Origin of the sequence: Hyphobacterium indicum, assembly GCF_003129605.1 — a bacterium.
Taxonomy (GTDB): Bacteria; Pseudomonadota; Alphaproteobacteria; order Caulobacterales; family Maricaulaceae; genus Hyphobacterium; species Hyphobacterium indicum.
Genome location: NZ_QBDX01000002.1, coordinates 318961 through 336813, shown reverse-complemented (window position 1 = coordinate 336813; position 17853 = coordinate 318961). Strand labels below are relative to the sequence as shown.

The window sequence follows — 17853 nt, the reverse complement described above, 5'->3', positions numbered from 1 at the left end:
TTGATTTGCTGGCGTGGCCGACATCAAATTTGGCAATAATTTCGGGGAGAAAACTGATGAATAGATTGATCTGGGCTGGCATTGCGATGACCGCAATGCCGGTAATGGCCTTCGCAGATGACATGTTTGCCGGCGTTTCCACGATTGCTGACAGCAATGGTGAAACCCGCATCATGTTTGAATCGCTAAATCCGGACATCATGCGAATGGAGGCCGGCGAGCGTGTCTCCCTGAATTTTGGTCCAGGTTATGAAGCCGAGCTTGACCGTATCGGTGATCAATCGCTGGGGGCTCGGGTCTGGGTCGGGCGGCTTGCCGATCATACGATCCATAACCGGGTTCTTCTTACGCAGACCAACGGATTTGTTTTCGGCCGAATCCAGACTGAAGACGGTCTGTGGATGATTGTTCCGGAGGCCGGAGGTCACCGCATCATGCAGATGCCAGAGGGTGGTGAGCCTCTCCAGAATCCCAATGACGTGCTGATCCCGAATTATGATCTTGTGGTTCAGGAAGGACGCGAGCGGGTTGCTGAAATTGAAGAAGGCACTGCTGACGCCGTAGCGGTGGGTTCCAACGGAATTATTGATATTGCCGTCTTCTATTCCCAAGGTTTTTCTGCCCGCTGGGGCTTGGCCACGGGAGGCCGTGTCCAATATCTGATGGCGGTGCTTGATCAGGCGCTGATTGATTCTGACACCGGATTGCGTGCGCGTCTGGTCCACCTCGATTCGGTGACCCTGGATAATGATGCCGCTAACCAGAGCGAAACGTTGAACAATCTTTCGGGCGATCCGAATGGAGATACGCCTGTCACGCAGGATTTGAGCGCTCTGCGTGCGGCCGGCGTGACCTATGGTGCGGATCTTGTCGCCATCTTGCAGCGATCACTGACCGGACAGAGTTCATGCGGGCTTGCCTGGGGAATTGGCCAGCCTTCCACCAATGGGGTGATCAATGCCAATAGTGCCCGTTTCGGATACTCGGTTTCTGCCGACTGGATTGCGGATACCGATAATCCCGCAGGCCAGTACAGCTTCTGTTCTGACGTCACGTTTGCTCATGAAATCGGCCACAATCTGGGCTTTGCTCACAATGTTGAAGATGCCGGCGGCACACCCGGCGGCGGCGTACGGGCCTATGCACATGGCCACCGCGTTGATTGCACGTTCGGCACGATAATGTCCTATCAATCAGGCGCTGGCATTACCTGCCCGCAAGGGGCTCCGAATGGGCCCGGTGGAGAGGCCGAAGCGCTGTATTTCTCCAATCCGGATATCAATCTTTGTCCGAATGGTGCTGCGTGCGGGATTGCTGCGCCGGGACAGGAGCAAGTTGCCTTTGCGCAGATTGATGGTCCTTCGACTTCCGACCCGGCAGACAATGCACGGGCGGCACGCGAGGTCAGTCTCAATGTCGTGAGCTTCCGACCTGAAGCTCCGCGTGTCGTATCATCGGTACTGCCAATTACCCGGTCAGTGACCAATGGTACAACAGCCACGGCGTTTGCCACCATCATCAATCCCACCGCAACAGGATCGACGGCTACCGGCTGTGGATTGCGTCTGGCAGGCGCAACACCGGCGCAATTCTCCTATCAGACGACGACGCCGGCGAATGCCTTGACAGGTACGGCGAATACGCCCGTCAGTATTGCTGCGGGAGCCGCACAGAACTTCCTGTTCTCGGTTACCAGTGCTGCTGATTTCGTCGATGGCGTGGGCACGCCAGGCTTCTACCCATCCACAAACAATGAGAGCGATCTCTTCATCGAGGCCTTCTGTGACAATCGTCGTTCGGCGGAATATACGCTGGGCCTGAACTCGCTTACTTTCCGGTCAACCGCTGCAGGGTCTGCTGACATCGTCGCACTGGCCACATCTGGTGACCCGGGCCGCGTGAATGTTCCGACAACAGGTAATTTCGTTGGCGTCTTTGCAGTCGCAATCTCCAATGTCGGGAATGCGGGTAATATTGTGGTCTCCGCTGACACCGGAGGGCGGACTCTGGCCATCAATAATATTGAGATTTGCCCGACCAACCCGGCGACAGGGGCTTGTACGGCCGCGCGTGCTGCAACGCAGAATCTCGCTGTGGGTGCCAATGGCACGGCCACATTCGGTATTTTCGTAAGGGGGACCGGAGCCGCGATCAGCAATGATCCGGCGCGGAACCGTGTCTTCGTCCGCTTTGCCGAGGGTGGTAATGCGGTGGGAGCCACAAGCGTGGCGGTCCGGACCCAATAGGTCTGCGAATCTGAATTCGACACTGGATGAGGGGCTGCTTTCCGGAGCGGCCCCTTTTTCAGGCCTCATGACAGACCTGCCGATATCACTGAACACAGAAAAACCCGGCAGACATGCCGGGCTTTCATAGACTGGCGGAGGGGGAGGGATTCGAACCCCCGGAACCTCGCGGCTCAACGGTTTTCAAGACCGCCGCAATCGACCACTCTGCCACCCCTCCGCAGATGATGTTTCCTCTTAGCGGGGGAGGCCGGTATAAGGCAACTGGTGAATGCTTACACTTGTTTCACTCCTTTCGATTAGAGACAGTGCGGGATTTTATGGTGTGGGAGAGGCGCTGTGCAGATTTCAGCCCGGTCTTCAATCATGATTGCGACGCTGATCTGTTCAGCGTTTCTAGGCGCATGCTCGTCATCAGCATCACATATCGTGCGCGGGATCGATATTGTATCACCCCCCTCCCGCTCGACATCTGCGGGTTCTTCCGGTTCGGCCAGCCCGGCCTGGAATGGGGGTAGTGGCGAGCAGAAAATAGGACGGCCCTATACCATTGCCGGTCGCACCTATGTGCCGGCACGGGACGATGATTATGATGCCACCGGGATTTCCTCCTGGTACGGGCCGAATTTCCAAGGCCTTCCTACGGCCAATGGTGAAATTTTTGACCAGAACCTGCTGACAGCGGCGCATACGACCCTGCCGATTCCCAGCATGATCGAGGTTACCAATCTTGAAAATGGCAGATCAGCCGTATTGCGGCTCAATGATCGGGGTCCGTTTGCAGGCGACCGGATCCTGGACGTCAGCCGTGCGGCCGCTATTGAACTCGGTTTTCTCGAGCAGGGGCTGGCGCGGGTGAGGGTGCGGTATCTTGGCCCGCCCGAGGGCGTGGCGCCGGCCGGAACGGTGGCGGAAAGCCACATCTATACGGCCAGCAATGGCAATACCCGATTTCGTGTCCAGGCCGGTGCCTTCTCGGAGCGCGCCAATGCAGAAGCTCTTCGCCAGCGCCTGGCATCTGCCGGGGATGTGCGGATTGAAGATGCCCGGTCAGCCGGAAGGCGTATCTACCGGGTTTATGTAGGCAGCGATCTAGCGCGTTCTGATGCCGATATACTCAGCCGGGATCTGTCGCGATACGGCGTGTACGACGCGCGGGTTGTGGCGCTGAACTGACAGCAGGCTGGACGCCAGCCCTCCATCGCGTTTCAATCAGCCTTGTCTTCTGGCTGTCTGATTCCGTGATGGAGAAACGCCCGTGCGCGCACTCATAGTATTCTGCCTGTTTACTTTCGCTTCGCTGGCGCAGGCGCAGGACTTCCAGACATCCGCCAGCCATGCTGTCATTCTGGATTACGAAACCGGCGAAGTCCTGTTCAACCACAATGGTGATGAGCCGATGCCGCCGGCTTCCATGTCGAAGCTGATGACGCTGCTGATGGCGTTTGAAGCTATCGAACGGGGCGCATTGTCGCTGGACGATGAATTGCCGGTTTCCGAACATGCATGGCGGACTGGCGGAGCGGCTTCGGGCTCCTCCACCATGTTTCTGGAGGTCCATTCACGGGCACGTGTGGATGATCTGATCCGCAGCATCATCGTTCAATCCGGCAATGATGCCTGCATCGTGCTCGCCGAGGCGATATCCGGGTCTGAAAGCGCGTTCGCGGCTGATATGACGGTGCGGGCGCGTGAGCTGGGCCTGTCCAGTGCGCGGTTCGCAAATTCGACCGGCTGGCCGCATCCGGATCAACGGATCAGTGCCATTGATCTGGCCCGGCTTGCGGCCATCATCATCCGCGAATACCCGGAATTCTATGAAATCTTCGATGTCCGGGAATTCACCTATAACGGCATCCGCCAGTTCAACCGCAACCCGCTGCTGGCGACCATGGACGAGGTTGATGGGCTCAAAACCGGTCATACCGAGGAAAGCGGATACGGCCTCGTTGCCTCCGGCGAACGTGACGGTGCGCGCCGTATCGTCGTCTATAACGGTATGGAAAGCGAACGGGCACGGGCCAGTGAAGGCGAACGCCTGATGCGCGCTGCGCTGGCCGATTTCACTCTGGTTGAACTGGGCACTGCCGGTGATGTGGTGGGTGAAGCCGATCTGTTTCTGGGACAGGCGGAAACGGTTGCGCTGCGGCTGACAGAAGATGCGCGCGTCGGACTGCATGTTCGGGCCCGCGGCGATCTCCAGGCCGAAATTGTCTATGATGGTCCGATTGCCGCTCCCGTGGCCGAAGGGGATGTGATTGCGCGCCTGGAAGTGTCGGCTCCGGGTATGGAAACACGTCAGTTTGCGCTTGAAGCTGCCGGGACGGTGGCCAAGCAGGGCCTCATCGGACGCGCACTGGCCGGACTGGGCAGCCTGTTCGGCGTCAACTGATGCCGAAGGGATTGTTTATCTCGCTGGAAGGCGGTGAGGGGGCCGGAAAGTCCACACTCGCCCGGGCCTTGCAAACGGCGCTGATTGCGCATGGCCGCGATGTTGTCCTGACGCGTGAACCCGGCGGTACACCCGGGGCCGAACAAATCCGGGATTTGCTGGTCAAAGGCGATACCGAACGCTGGTCGGCGATGACCGAAGCTCTTTTGTTCTACGCAGCCCGCGTCGACCATGTCGAGAAAGTCATTCAACCCGCCATCGGCCGCGGGGCGATTGTCATTTCCGATCGGTTCGCGGATTCGACCATGGCATATCAGGGCGCAGCGGGCGGTATTGAGCTTGCCCGCCTGAAAGCCCTGCATCGTCTTGCGCTTGGCGATTTTCAACCCGCACTGACGCTTTTGATTGATATACCGCCGGAAACCGGGCTGGCGCGGACGCGCGACCGGCTGGGACTGGAAGTGCGGTTTGAATCCAAGGCGCTGGCGTTTCATGAGCGCCTGCGGAATTGCTTCCGGCAATTGGCGGCGGACGAACCAGACCGTTTCGTGACGCTGAAGGGTGAAGATGATGCCGATAAAGTCGCAGCCAGGGCGCTGAGCGCGGTGATGGACCGTTTGAATGATGAGTAGCCCCGACCTCGAGCCCGATTGCGAAGCCGGTTGCGCTCCGCCGCGCGAGATCGCCGCGCTGTTCGGCCATGACGCCGCGCTGGCCCAGTTTGACGCCGCCCGCCGGTCCGGACGCTTGCATCATGCCTGGATGATTACCGGTCCCAAAGGGGTCGGCAAGGCCAGTCTTGCCTACACGGCGGCCCTGCAGCTGCTGGCGGGTAGCGGTTCCCCTGACGCCGCCCGGCAAAAAGTTCGGGCCCAGGCTCACCCCAATCTTCTGACCATCCGGCGGCCCTGGGATGACAAGCGCAAGCGTTGGCGGGGCGAAATCACGATTGATGAGGTGCGGCGGGTTCCGGACTTCTTCTCGCGCAGTGGTGGCGAGGACGGCTGGCGCATCGCCATCATCGACTCGCTGGATGAATTCAACCGCAATGCGGCCAATGGCTTGCTGAAGACATTGGAAGAGCCGCCAACGCAAGGCCTCCTCTTTCTGGTTACGCATTCGCCGGGGCGGCTCTTGCCGACGATCCGGTCCCGATGCCGTCAGCTGGAACTGAGATCGCCGCCCGTCGATGAAACACGCGACTGGTTGATCCGCATACACGGTGTGCCGGCCGAACAGGCTGCGGCCGCCTCGGCTTTAGCCTCCGGCGCGCCGGGACGGGCGCTGGCGCTGCTGCAGTCCGGCGCGGTGGAACTGGAAAAGGATGTTCGGACTCTTCTGGACCGCCTGCCGAACTGGGATGCGCGCGCTAGCCGACGCCTGGCCGCCAGGGTTTCATCCAAGGCTGGAGAATCCCTGCGTCCGCATCTTTATGCCTCACTGGCGCGAAATGCGGCGCGGCTGGCCAAGGAAAATGCAGAAAATGGTCAGGCACCCGAAGCCTGGCTTGATGCATGGAAGTCCATCCAGAATCTCGAAACGGAAGCCGAAGGCGTGTATCTGGATGCCAAACAGGCCGCACTCGCTGCATTTGCCCATATGGAGAGCGCGGCCCGCGCCAGCCGGAATTGAGGCCATGCTGATCGACAGTCACACCAATCTACACGGTGAAACCTATGCCGAGGATTTGCCAGAGGTCCTTGAACGCGCTCGCGCAGCCGGTGTTGGTGGGATGATTGCCATTTGTTGCCGGTTGTCGGATTTCGAGGCTGTTTCGGCGATTGCTGAAGCGCATGAGGATATCTGGTGCACGATCGGCGCGCATCCGCACCATGCCAAGGACCGCCCGGATATCAGTGCAGACGAGCTGATCGAGATCGCCCAGCATCCGAAAGTGATAGGAATTGGCGAAACCGGGCTGGACTTTCACTATGGATACAGCCCGCGTGAGGATCAGTTTCAAAGCCTGCGCACGCATATAGAGGCCGCCAGACGCACGGATTTGCCGCTCATCCTGCACACCAGAGAGGCCGATAGCGAGATGGCGGCCCTTCTGGAAGAAGAAACGGGCAGGGGAGCTTTCCGGACATTGCTGCATTGTTATACCGGCGGCGCAGAACTGGCGGTGCGCGGTGCGGCCCTTGGCGCGTATTTCGCCGCCTCGGGGATCATCACTTTCAGGAAAGCAGAGGATGTCCGCACTGTTTTCCGTGATCACATCCCGGCAGATCGCGTGATCATCGAGACGGATTGTCCATATCTTGCGCCGATGCCACATCGGGGACGCCGCAATGAACCGGCGTTTCTCCCGGATGTACTGACCGGCGTGTGCGATACACTTGGCTGGAGCCGGGAAGAGGGGGAGCAAAAGACCACTGATGCTTTCTTCCGCCTGTTCACCAAGGCGGAGCGTCCGGTATGACGGAGACATCTGTCTGGCAGGTGACGATCCTTGGTTGCGGGTCGTCGGGCGGTGTGCCGCGGCCGGACGGGGATTGGGGCGCTTGCGACCCGGGCAATCCGAAAAACCGCCGCAGACGCTGCAGTATTCTCGTCGAATATGCGGATAATATTCAATTATTCCAGTCGGGAACCCGGACAGTTTCGGTGATCGATACATCCCCTGATTTTCGTGAGCAGATGCTGTCGGCCAGCGTGAAACGCCTTGATGCGGTCATTTATACCCATGATCATGCCGATCAGACCCATGGTATCGATGATTTGCGGCCCTATGTGCTGCGTGCCCGCAAGCGGTTACCGGTCTGGATGATGCCTGAAACGGCCCAGAGCTTGACGACGCGCTTCAAATACGTGTTCGAGGCGCGCGAAGGATCACCATATCCTGCGATTCTCGCGGCGCGTGGCATTCCAGATGAAGGCGAATACTTTCGTGTTGATGGCCCGGGCGGAGCGATGCCGGTCACCTTGATGCGTCTGGAACACGGTGGAATCATCGCGGGCGGTTTCCGGTTCGGCCCCTTTGCCTATTCGCCGGATGTCAGCGCGGTCCCGGATCGCGCCTTTGACATTCTGAACGGCGTGCCAGTCTGGATTGTCGATGCATTGCGCGAAACCCCGCATCCTACGCATGCAAGTGTCAGTGATGCTTTGGCCTGGCTGGATCGCGCTGGCGCCGGGCGGGGCATACTCACCAATCTTCATGTTGATCTCGACTATGAAACGCTCTTGGCCAGACTGCCAAAAACCGTTGTACCGGCCTTTGACGGCATGACGCTGAAATGCGAGGCTTCAACATGGGCCGCCTGAAGGTCCAATGATAAGAATGACATATAATATGTCTCATAATATACATTATGCGCATTTTAGATATCAGAACTGAAGGCGAGCATGAGAAATAACCAATCTCCCCTCCAGCGTCTGCGGTCCATCATGGAGCGCCTTCGTAATCCCGAAAATGGCTGCCCATGGGATGTTGCACAAACGTTTGAAACCGTCGCGCCCTATACGATCGAGGAAGCCTATGAAGTCGATGACGCCATTCGGCGCGGTGATATGGCGGACCTGAAGAATGAGCTCGGCGATCTTTTGTTGCAGGTCGTGTTTCATTCCCGCATGGCCGAAGAAGCCGGCCTTTTCGACCTGGACGATGTTGCCACGGCAATATCCGACAAGATGGTGAACCGCCATCCCCATGTTTTTGGTAACAAATCCTATGCTGATGCGGAGGCACAAACGCAGGACTGGGAACGCCTGAAGGCCGCAGAACGCAAGGAAAAGACAGGGTTCGATGGCTTGCTGGATGATGTTCCGCTGGCCCTGCCCGGCCTGAAACGCGCGCAAAAACTCCAGAAACGGGCCGCTACGGTCGGATTTGACTGGCCGGATGCAGGGCGCGTTCTGGAAAAGGTGGATGAGGAATTGGCAGAAGTCCGCGAAGCCATTGCGTCAAATGATGCCGATAAGATCGAAGATGAAATCGGGGATTTATTGTTTGTCTGTACGAATTTGGCGCGAAAAATGAAAGTAGACAGTGAGGCAGCCTTGCGGCGCGCGAATGCCAAATTCGAGCGCCGATTCCGTTATATTGAAGCGGCGCTCAAAGCCCAAAAGCGCGATATCCGCCAGACCGCGCTGGATGAAATGGAAGCCCTCTGGGTCGACGCCAAGGGCCAGGAGAACAGCTAGCCGGCATCCTCGAAATTCGGGGCGAGTTCCGGAAACTGGGACGCAAACCGGCCTGCAGCCTCGGGCGACAGGCGCGCGTGAGCTGTCGTTACGCCCTTTTCATCCACGCTTTCCGAGATAACGGCACCATGCTGGTGTAGCCAGGCCAGTGCACGTTGATCGCGGACGCCGGCCTTGACTTCCAGCATGACGGATTTCTCTGCCATGGCACGGTCAATGGCATGGAGAAGGCGATCAATCCCCTCGCCTGTCTGTGCAGACAGGCTGATGGCGCAGATGGCGTCTTCGCTCTTGCGGGGCAGATCGGCGAGACTGTCCGGATCCAGCCCGTCCTCATCTTTCCAGAGGTCAATCTTGTTAAAGACCTCGATGACCGGCTGACCATGTTCGCTGCCGGCATCTATGGCGTCGAGAATGGCTTCGACTTCGCGGCGGCGGGTTTCGAAATCGACCGCCGAGACGTCCAGGACATGCACAATGATGTCGGCTTCGCGGACTTCTTCCAGCGTCGCCCGGAAAGCAGCTACAAGTTCCGTGGGCAAATCGGTGATGAAACCGACTGTATCTGATAACAGCAACTGGGTCCCGGCCGGTGACTTGAAGCCGCGAATGGTCGTATCGAGCGTGGCAAAGGGCATGTCCTTGGCGAACACCCCTGCCCCCGTGATCCGGTTGAACAGAGTGGACTTGCCGGCATTTGTGTAGCCAACGATCGCCACCATCGGATAAGGCGCGACCTGACGGGATTTGCGATGCAGGGCACGGGTGCGGCGAACTTCTTCCAGTTCGCGGCGCAATCGTCCCATCTTGTCCGCCAGGATACGCCGGTCGGCCTCGATCTGGGTCTCACCGGGACCGCCCATAAAGCCCTGCCCGCCACGCTGACGTTCAAGGTGGGTCCATGTCCGGACCAGGCGCGAGCGTTCATAGGCCAGCCGGGCCAGCTCGACCTGCAACCGGCCTTCGCGGGTGCGCGCCCGCAGACCGAATATTTCCAGAATCAGGCCGGTTCTGTCGACGACCTTGATCTTCCAGGCTTTTTCAAGATTGCGTTGCTGGACCGGTGACAGGGCGGCGTCAACGACGGCTACCGTGGCACCGATTTCCGCGATATGTGCCCCGATCTCTTCCAGCTTGCCCCGGCCGAAGAAACGGCCCGGGTCAATCTTGCGTACCGGTGCGAACGTGGATTCGACAACGTCAAGACCGAGTGCTTCGGCCAGTCCGGTGGCTTCTTCCAGCCGCGCATTTTCTTCTGGATCTTCGCCGCCCAACCGGGCGCGAATGACGATAGCCTTGTCAGCGGGCGTTCCGGTTTCGATCAATCTTCGCTGTCCTCATCATCCTGTTCGGCCTCAAACAGGGAGACCGGTGCAGATGGCATGATGGTGGAAATCGCATGCTTGTAGACCAGCTGGGATTGACCGTCGCGTCGCAGTAGCAGGCAGAAATTATCGAACCAGGTCACAACGCCCTGGAGCTTGACACCATTGACCAGAAAAATGGTCAGAGGCGTTTTTGTTTTGCGGACGGAATTGAGGAAGACGTCCTGCAGATTATTGCTTTTGCGTTCGCCAGACATTGGCCTGCTCCAGTTGTTCTTGTTCTTTTCACCGAACCGTTTGCCTAATTTACAGGGCGTTCGCCCCGGCGCGCAACCAGCCAGACCGACGGGCGGTTTATCTGTTTACGAGCACGTTCGTTCGCAGTTGCAACATAAGACGCGCGAAGCTGCAAGGAAAACGTGCCCGGATGACCGTTTGCGACCGATTTTCCGTCAATTTCCACGACAGGTGTCAAAAACGCCGATGCAGAAGTGATGAAGGCTTCGCGGGCCGAAAGTGCTTCATCGCGCGTGAACGGACGCTCCTGCGTCTTGATACCCGCATTCCGCGCCAGCTCGAACAAGGTGCGCCGGGTAATGCCATTGAGAATATCATTCGATGCCGGGCGGGTGACCAGTGTGCCATCAGCGGTGACGATCCAGACATTCGAGGCAGAGGCCTCGGTAATGAACCCGTCTGCATCGATCATCCAGCACTCTCCTGCACCGGCTTCAGCTGCAGCTTGCTTTGCCAGTACATTCGGCAGCAATGACACGGATTTTATATCGCGGCGGGCCCAGCGGATGTCCGGCTGTGTGATAACAGAAATGCCTTTTCCGGCACGAACTTCCGCCTTTTCGAAATTGACCGGTTTGGCTGTGATCATGATCCCCGGCCGCGTATCCAGTGGTGGGAAAATGTGATCCCGACGGGCCTGACCACGCGAAATCTGCAGATAGATCAAGCCATTCCCGATGTGATTGAGCGCGACCATGCGGGCCAGAATAACGCTCAATGACGCATTGCTCATGGGTGGCCGGATCTGCAATTCCGACAGCGACCGGGCCAGACGCGTCATATGGCCGTCAAAATCCATCAGTGCGCCACCCCTGACGCCCCAGACTTCATAGACGGCATCGGCAAACTGATTGCCGCGGTCCTCGATATGAATGCAGGCATCACGGTGCCGGACAAACCGGCCATTGACGTAGGCAATGCGGGACATGGAAATCAGAACCTTCTGAAAAGCGAGGCTATCGCGGCGAGGCCAGCCAATACTTCAAGCCGTCCAAGCACCATAAGCAAGACCGTAATTCCGAGAGAAACAGGTTTCATGTCAGCCCAAGCATGATCTGGCGACAATTGGTCATGCAAGGGGCCGGCATTGGCGATGGCTGTTGCAGCCGCACTCCAGGCGGCTTCAAACGGCTCGCCGGAAAATGCCAACAGCACAACGCCTATGGCGACCAGCCCGATATAACCGAGAACCGTGGCCCAGAGCGCCAGCATGGCCGGGTTGGACGTCGTCCGGCCCCGGAATTTCACCGACACAATGCCGGAGGGGTGCGCCATGCGCGCCAATTCGGCCAACGCTGTGCGGGAGAGGATGACAAGTCTGGAAATCTTCAGGCCGCCTGCCGTTGATGCCACGGCACCGCCGATCATTGCTGCCAACACAGCCGCAAGCGGGACATGCCCGGCCGAATTGGACACTGTAAACCCGGTGGTGGTCACCACGAAGATAGCGTCTGCGATAACGTGATGCGGTCCCGCCACATGTGCGGTCCCGAGAAAGAAGAGGAAAGCCAGCGCCGCTATGGCCGCAATCATGGCCAATGGTTCCATATTGAGCCCGGTCTCATGGCGTGACACCAGATTGCGTAGATAAGCAATATTGCTCGCGCCTATGAACGTGATTGCGGCCAGAATGGCTATGGCAAGGCCATTGACCTGACCGTCCAGAGCCCCTGAGGTTACCGTGTAACCGCCCGTCGATATTGCGGAGAAAGCCAGGCAAAGCGCTTCGAAGGCCGGCACTTGTGAGGCAAGGAGCAACAGGAATCCCACTGCCGTCAGACCGCAATAGATAAAAGCTATGCGCCGGGCCGCGACATGGAGATTCGAGAAAATATTCTCCTTACTGACCGTCAGGAGAATGGACTTGCGTAATTCAAGCCCCGAATTATCAAAAGCCGCGAGAACGCCGGCCGCCGTTAAAAGCGTCATATACCCGCCCAGAAAACTCAGAAGACAACGCCAGAAGATTATTGTGTCCGTCACGTTTTCCGGTGCCCGCAATATGGCCCCTGTGGTCGTGAAAGCGGAATAGGATTCAAACAAGGCTTCCGGATAGCTCATGCCAGGCAAGAGCATCAGAAAGGGAATTATCAGGAAGAGCGGGGTCAGCACCCAAAGCGCCATTACATAGGCAGAGGCTTCAGTCGCCCGCGCGACGACCGTTGTTCCTGTCGTCGCGGACCAGATCAAACCACCTGCAAAGCCCATTGTCCCGGCCGTGACCAGAAACGCCCGCGCGGCAAACCATGACTGGGCCAGGAGTGAGACAAGGGCGATAGCGAAAATCACGATCGCGAGTGCAGTCCATGTCTGCCCCAGTGGCCGGAGGAAGCCGAGCGAATTCATCCTCGCTAGAAGTAGTCCAGGCTGACGCGGAAGAGGCGTTCGACCTTGGAAACGGCAGCGGATTCTGCAAACAATAGCATCCTGTCGCCTTCTTTTACGATCGCCCCCTCACCCGGCATGTAGATCTTTCCGGCCTGAACCAAAGCGCCAATCGTTACATTGTCGGGCAGTTCCAGTTCATCTATTGATTTTCCGAGCAGCGGCGATGTGGCCAGGATGACGCCTTCCAGCGCCTCGGCGAGACCACCGGCAATGGATTGCAGGCCAGTGATGCGCCCACGCCGGATGTGCTGGAGAATAGTCGAAACGGTGGTCGTTCTCGGGTCGATGAAGGCATCCACTTGCAGTGGTTCGCGAAGTGGCTGGAAAGCCTGCTCATTGACCAGACAGATCGACCGCCCTGCCCCTTCACTCTTGGCCATCACAGAGCTGAGCAAATTGACCTTGTCGTCATTGGTGACACAGACGACCAATTCGGCCCTGTCCGCGCCGGCTTCACGCAACAGGTCCGGAGTCAGGCCGTCCCCATGCAGCACGACGGTCTTCTTGAGCTGGTCAGCCGCGCTTTCCGCTCGCTTCTTGTCGGCTTCTATAAGGCGGACCTTGACGTGTCCGAGGCGTTCGAGCGCCTGGGCCACGTAAACGCCGATATTGCCGGCACCGATAATCACAACCCGGCGAACCTTTTCCGCCTTCTGTCCGAAGATCTGCAGTGCCCGTTCCAGCATGGAAGGCTCGATCGAGATATAGATCTCGTCGTCGGCCAGCAGGGGGTCGGTGACGGTCGGGACAAACAGCTTGCCATCACGCATGACACCACACAGTGATAGCCGGAGGTCCGGGAAAATCTCGCGGATCTGCTCAATGGAAGATCCGGCGACCGGACTGTCTTCCTCCATCCTTATGCCCAGCAGCTGGACGCGGCCGCCTGCAAAGAGCGCAGTGGAAAATGCTCCCGGCGTCTCCACACGCTGCAGAATGGCCCGGCCAACCTCCAGCTCAGGCGAAATAACCACGTCGACAGGCAGGTTGCCGGTCGAGAACAGGCCCCGCCAGGCCGGATCGAGATAGGCTTGAGCCCGGACCCGGGCGATCCGCATCGGCGTCTTGAAAAGCGAGTGGGCCACCTGACAGGCGATCATATTGGTTTCATCGGAGTGGGTGACGGCCACAAGCAATTCCGCATCAGCTGCGCCAGCACGCTCCAGCGCTTCGGGATGCGATCCATGTCCCACAATTCCGCGGACATCGAGATCCGTTGTAATCTGTGAAATCAGGTCTTGTGACCAGTCGACGACCGTTACCGCATTGCCTTCACGCGACAATGCCTTAGCGATGCCGTATCCGACGCGCCCGGCCCCACAAACGACAGCCTTCATGGCGTCAAATCCTTATTCCTCGGCGAGCTCGCCATCCGAGCGGGCTTCAGAGGTATTTACCCCTAAAGACTTCAGCTTGCGATGCAAGGCGGAGCGTTCCATGCCGATAAATGCGGCTGTGCGGGAAATGTTGCCACCAAAGCGGTTGATCTGCGATTTCAGATATTCACGTTCGAATTTTTCACGTGCATCGCGCAGCGGCAGAGCGATCATCCGCTCGGCGTCAAAGCCGCTATCGTCTGTTTCGCGCCCCGCCACTTCGGATGGCAGCGAATCGAGTGTGATTGGCCCGTCCGGATTGCCAGAGGTCAGAATCAGCAGACGTTCGACATTGTTGCGCAACTGGCGGACATTACCGGGCCAGTCATGAGCCTGGAGCGCTGCCATGGCGTCTTCGCCGATCTCGCGCTTGGTCAGGCCGGAATAGCTGGTAATGCGCGACAGGAAATGATCGACCAGGAGTGGAATATCTTCGCGCCTTTCGGAAAGACCGGGCACATCCACCGGCACGACGGCAAGACGGTGGTAAAGGTCCTCTCGGAACAAGCCCGCCGAAATATGATCGCGCAGATTCCGCGAGGATGATGATATCACTCGAACATTGATTTTGACGTCGCCACCGCCGCCCAGGCGACGGAAGCTGGAATCGACCAGCATGCGCAGCAATTTATTCTGCGTTGCGATGGGCATATCACCAATTTCATCGAAGAAGAGCGTGCCCCCGTGGGCCCGCTCCAGAAGGCCGACCTGCGAGACGAGCCCCTGTTCGGTTTCCGAGCCGAACAATTCTTCCTCGACGCGGTCAGGCTCCATGCCCGCGGCATTGACGGCAATGAAGGGAGCCTTGGCGCGGGGTGACCTGGCATGGATCAGACGCGCGACAACTTCTTTGCCGCTTCCGGCGGGACCACAAATCAGAACACGGCTATTGGTCGGCCCGACGCGCTCGATCAACTGCCGCAATTGGGAAATCGGTCCTGACTTGCCAACGAGTTCCGGTTCGCCCGGGCCCCTCGCCTTCAATTCAGCGTTTTCCCGGCGCAACTGGCTGGCTTCCATGGCGCGTTCAATCGTCAGGATCAGCTTGTCGCTCTTGAACGGTTTTTCGATGAAATCATAGGCTCCCTTGCGGATAGCCGCGACCGCGGTCTCGATCGTGCCATGTCCCGAGATCACGATGACCGGCAATTCCGGGTCAACCTTTTTCATCTCTTCCAGCAATTCGATCCCGTCCAGCCGGCTTCCCTGCAGCCAGACATCAAGAATGACGAGCGATGGCTTGCGCGTTCGCAAAGCCGCCAGCGCATCATCGGCATTCGCCGCTTCGCGGGCCTGATAGCCCTCATCCTCGAGCAATCCGGCGACCAGATCGCGGATATCTTCTTCGTCATCTACAATGAGAATGTCGTTGGCCATGTCTCACACCTGGGCATTTTCGGTTTCAGAAGCGATATCCGGGCCAGTCTGGCTCGACATCGGAAATTTCATGCGGACGATGGCCCCATGGCCTTCATCGGGCTGATCGAGTTCCAAGCGCCCACGATGGTCTTCCATCACCCGTTTGACGATTGCGAGACCGAGGCCGGTCCCCTTTTCGCGCGTTGTCATATAGGGTTCGGTCAGGCGCTCGCGATTGGCCAAGGGCCAGCCCAGCCCATTGTCCTGAATAATGATTTCGGCGAATCCGTCGGTTGCGGAAAGTGTGAGCTGAATACGTCCCTTCAGCTTGGTTCCGGCAATGGATTCCATGCGCGCGGTGACGCTTTCCGCGGCATTCTTGACAATGTTGGTCAGCGCTTGCGCGGCCAAGCGTTCGTCGCATTCTGCATGGATATCAGCGTCAGGATGAGAAAACTCGATGGACACGGCCGGGCTGGCAACCCGCTGGGCGAACACAACATTCCGGATCAGGTCTGTCATGCCGACAGGCTCGATTTTCGGCTGCGGCATCCGGGCGAATGACGAGAATTCATCAACCATCCGGCCAATATCACTGACCTGACGCACTATGGTCGCTACGCATCGATCGAATGTCTCGACATCGTCCTCATTCACCTGTTTGCGGTAGCGCCGTTGCAGGCGCTCGGCCGAGAGCTGGATCGGTGTTAGCGGGTTCTTGATTTCATGCGCAATCCGGCGCGCCACGTCGCGCCAGGCCGCGCTGCGTTGTGCGGCCACAAGGCGGCTGACATCATCGAATGTCAGGATAAGTCCTGCATCGGGATCCAGGCCGGCGCGGACGTTCAGGCTGATCGGGCGTTCCTCGTCTTCGGACAATTCTATCTGCGAGCTGGCGATATCGCCCGGGCGTTGACGCGCCTGAACCGCCACGCTCTCCAGTTCCGGCGACACCTGTGCCAATTCCTGCCCAACGAGCTTGTCTTCATCTCGGCCCAGGAGATCACAGGCCGGACGATTGGCCAGCGTAATGCGGTCCTGATCATCTATCCGGATCACGCCTGCGCTGATCCCTGACAGGACGGCCTCGGTGAAGGCCCTGCGGTTTTCGGACTGGCCGTGTGCCATGAGGAGTTCGCGGCGCTGACCGCGCAGCTGCCGGGTCATCCGGTTAAAAGCCCGTCCCAGTGTGGCGATTTCATCGTCTTCGCGGTGAACTTCGACACGTGTGTCCAGATTGCCCTGACGAACCTGTTCGGCGGCCCGAACCAGGCTGGCGACAGGCCGCACAACCCGTGTGGCCGCAGACAGGGCTAGCCAGACGGCGCCCAGAAGGATCAGGAAAGCGGTTTCGAGATAGACCAGAATGAATACCAGACGGGTTTCCGCTTCGCTCTCGGTCGCTGACCGGAAATCATCGAGTGCCGCCTGGGCGCGCAGCAGTAAGGAAAGGTCGACATCCAGCGTGACATAGAGAAAAGCATCCTCATATGCCGGCAACAGCAGCAACCCCCGCAAGGCCGGCTCGCTGCCGGTCGCCTGTTCCGGGTCGGAGACGCCGAGATCGCCGTCCCGCGCCAGTTGATAAAGGCGCTGTGACGGGCTCACAAAAGCCGGAGAGCCAGAATCTTCTGCCCTGACAAGGATATTGCCTTCACTGTCCACCAGATAGGCTGACGGAAAGCTGCGAACGATTGCCTGGCGGCGGAAATAGGCTGTGTAGGTCTCCGGGTCCTCCGAAAACGCTGCAACCGGCTCAGCGCCAGAGATGTCAAATGCCATAAGCTGGATTTCGTTCAGTGCCTGCTGGGACTGCTGTTCCACAATCACCGCAGCGGTTTCAGCGGCGGACTCAACCACGGTATTCACACGCTCACCAAACCAGTATTCCACCCCGCGGGTCAGCACGCCTCCGAGAAAAAGCGCCATCAAAATGGCCGGGGCGACGGCTGCCAGGGAAAACATGGCAATGAAACGGAGGTGCAGCCGTGGTGCCGGCTCTCCATATTTGCGCCCGGCAAAGCGCCGCGCCACACGGAAACCGACGAGTCCGGCCAGACCGGACAACAAGACAAGGTTGGCAATCAGCAGCAGGACCAGATTCTGTCGCCCGGGAAATGTCTGGTCATCGCCAAAGATCAGAATGAATGCGGCAAGGATGAGAATGGCCGTTGAAACGCCGACACCGGCCCAGAGCGCAACCACGATTGCGCGGGGAAGGTTTGCGGATTCCGGGAAATCCGGTGAGGAAGGATCGCTGTTATCCACCGACATTCCAAAGAGTTTCGCCGAGTTGTTGCTGAAAATCAACGCCCTTGTGTCGC

Annotated in this window: 15 protein-coding genes and 1 tRNA gene; 8 read left to right on the top strand and 8 right to left on the bottom strand. The window is 58.6% G+C overall.

The features are described from left to right. The first annotated feature begins 56 nt into the window (after positions 1-56). On the top strand, positions 57-2246 hold the full coding sequence (locus DBR16_RS05975; RefSeq protein ID WP_109260338.1) for a M12 family metallo-peptidase: 2190 nt from the start codon (positions 57-59) through the stop codon (positions 2244-2246). A gap of 132 nt (positions 2247-2378) precedes the next feature. Here DBR16_RS05975 and DBR16_RS05970 read toward each other — a convergent pair. Next, positions 2379-2466 (bottom strand) — tRNA-Ser (locus DBR16_RS05970). A 209-nt stretch (positions 2467-2675) separates the two neighbouring features. Here DBR16_RS05970 and DBR16_RS05965 point away from each other — a divergent pair. The 7 genes from DBR16_RS05965 to mazG all read left to right on the top strand — a co-directional run bounded on the left by DBR16_RS05965 (position 2676) and on the right by mazG (position 8784). Beyond that, positions 2676-3422: a septal ring lytic transglycosylase RlpA family protein gene (locus tag DBR16_RS05965; protein WP_233347622.1), complete on the top strand. Its 747-nt coding sequence runs from the start codon at positions 2676-2678 to the stop codon at positions 3420-3422. A gap of 82 nt (positions 3423-3504) precedes the next feature. Then, positions 3505-4638, top strand: coding sequence for a D-alanyl-D-alanine carboxypeptidase family protein (locus tag DBR16_RS05960; RefSeq protein ID WP_109260336.1), 1134 nt, complete (start codon positions 3505-3507; stop codon positions 4636-4638). After that, positions 4638-5270, top strand: coding sequence for a dTMP kinase (tmk, locus tag DBR16_RS05955; protein WP_109260335.1), 633 nt, complete (start codon positions 4638-4640; stop codon positions 5268-5270). The genes DBR16_RS05960 and tmk overlap by 1 nt, the downstream gene beginning before the upstream one ends. Next, entirely contained in the window at positions 5263-6270 is a 1008-nt protein-coding gene (locus tag DBR16_RS05950) for a DNA polymerase III subunit delta' (RefSeq protein WP_161539422.1), read from the top strand. The genes tmk and DBR16_RS05950 overlap by 8 nt, the downstream gene beginning before the upstream one ends. 4 nt (positions 6271-6274) lie before the next feature. After that, positions 6275-7060, top strand: a complete 786-nt coding sequence (locus tag DBR16_RS05945) for a TatD family hydrolase (protein WP_109260333.1) — start codon at positions 6275-6277, stop codon at positions 7058-7060. Next, positions 7057-7905, top strand: coding sequence for an MBL fold metallo-hydrolase (locus DBR16_RS05940; protein WP_109260332.1), 849 nt, complete (start codon positions 7057-7059; stop codon positions 7903-7905). Before DBR16_RS05945 ends, DBR16_RS05940 begins: the two co-directional genes overlap by 4 nt. 81 nt (positions 7906-7986) lie before the next feature. Beyond that, positions 7987-8784, top strand: coding sequence for a nucleoside triphosphate pyrophosphohydrolase (mazG, locus tag DBR16_RS05935; RefSeq protein WP_109260331.1), 798 nt, complete (start codon positions 7987-7989; stop codon positions 8782-8784). Here the strand turns inward: mazG and hflX are convergent. Genes hflX through DBR16_RS05900 form a run of 7 tightly spaced genes read right to left on the bottom strand, consistent with a single transcriptional unit; the run spans position 8781 to position 17803 of the window. Further along, complete coding sequence (gene hflX, locus DBR16_RS05930; protein ID WP_109260330.1) at positions 8781-10109, bottom strand: GTPase HflX; 1329 nt, start codon at positions 10107-10109, stop codon at positions 8781-8783. The two genes, mazG and hflX, sit on opposite strands and share 4 nt — an antisense overlap. Then, positions 10106-10366, bottom strand: a complete 261-nt coding sequence (gene hfq, locus DBR16_RS05925) for an RNA chaperone Hfq (protein ID WP_109260329.1) — start codon at positions 10364-10366, stop codon at positions 10106-10108. The genes hflX and hfq overlap by 4 nt, the downstream gene beginning before the upstream one ends. 44 nt (positions 10367-10410) lie before the next feature. Next, positions 10411-11334, bottom strand: coding sequence for a D-amino-acid transaminase (locus tag DBR16_RS05920; protein ID WP_109260328.1), 924 nt, complete (start codon positions 11332-11334; stop codon positions 10411-10413). Between the two features lie 5 nt (positions 11335-11339). After that, positions 11340-12752, bottom strand: a complete 1413-nt coding sequence (locus DBR16_RS05915; protein ID WP_109260327.1) for a potassium transporter TrkG — start codon at positions 12750-12752, stop codon at positions 11340-11342. A 5-nt stretch (positions 12753-12757) separates the two neighbouring features. Then, positions 12758-14131, bottom strand: coding sequence for a Trk system potassium transporter TrkA (gene trkA / locus DBR16_RS05910; RefSeq protein WP_109260326.1), 1374 nt, complete (start codon positions 14129-14131; stop codon positions 12758-12760). A 12-nt stretch (positions 14132-14143) separates the two neighbouring features. After that, positions 14144-15547 carry a nitrogen assimilation response regulator NtrX gene (gene ntrX, locus DBR16_RS05905; RefSeq protein ID WP_109260325.1) on the bottom strand — a complete coding sequence of 468 codons (1404 nt, stop codon included), beginning with the start codon at positions 15545-15547 and terminating at the stop codon, positions 14144-14146. 3 nt (positions 15548-15550) lie between these two features. Then, positions 15551-17803 carry a sensor histidine kinase NtrY-like gene (locus DBR16_RS05900; protein WP_109260324.1) on the bottom strand — a complete coding sequence of 751 codons (2253 nt, stop codon included), beginning with the start codon at positions 17801-17803 and terminating at the stop codon, positions 15551-15553. Between the last annotated feature and the right edge of the window lie 50 nt (positions 17804-17853).

What these genes read in the sequence shown, in the direction of transcription:
- DBR16_RS05975 (WP_109260338.1), top strand. Translation starts at nt 57, where the DNA reads ATGAATAGATTGATCTGGGCTGGCATTGCGATGACCGCAATGCCGGTA.
- tmk (WP_109260335.1), top strand. Translation starts at nt 4,638, where the DNA reads ATGCCGAAGGGATTGTTTATCTCGCTGGAAGGCGGTGAGGGGGCCGGA.
- DBR16_RS05950 (WP_161539422.1), top strand. Translation starts at nt 5,263, where the DNA reads ATGAGTAGCCCCGACCTCGAGCCCGATTGCGAAGCCGGTTGCGCTCCG.
- DBR16_RS05945 (WP_109260333.1), top strand. Translation starts at nt 6,275, where the DNA reads ATGCTGATCGACAGTCACACCAATCTACACGGTGAAACCTATGCCGAG.
- DBR16_RS05940 (WP_109260332.1), top strand. Translation starts at nt 7,057, where the DNA reads ATGACGGAGACATCTGTCTGGCAGGTGACGATCCTTGGTTGCGGGTCG.
- mazG (WP_109260331.1), top strand. Translation starts at nt 7,987, where the DNA reads ATGAGAAATAACCAATCTCCCCTCCAGCGTCTGCGGTCCATCATGGAG.
- hfq (WP_109260329.1), bottom strand. Translation starts at nt 10,366, where the DNA reads ATGTCTGGCGAACGCAAAAGCAATAATCTGCAGGACGTCTTCCTCAAT.
- DBR16_RS05920 (WP_109260328.1), bottom strand. Translation starts at nt 11,334, where the DNA reads ATGTCCCGCATTGCCTACGTCAATGGCCGGTTTGTCCGGCACCGTGAT.
- DBR16_RS05915 (WP_109260327.1), bottom strand. Translation starts at nt 12,752, where the DNA reads ATGAATTCGCTCGGCTTCCTCCGGCCACTGGGGCAGACATGGACTGCA.
- trkA (WP_109260326.1), bottom strand. Translation starts at nt 14,131, where the DNA reads ATGAAGGCTGTCGTTTGTGGGGCCGGGCGCGTCGGATACGGCATCGCT.
- ntrX (WP_109260325.1), bottom strand. Translation starts at nt 15,547, where the DNA reads ATGGCCAACGACATTCTCATTGTAGATGACGAAGAAGATATCCGCGAT.
- DBR16_RS05900 (WP_109260324.1), bottom strand. Translation starts at nt 17,803, where the DNA reads ATGTCGGTGGATAACAGCGATCCTTCCTCACCGGATTTCCCGGAATCC.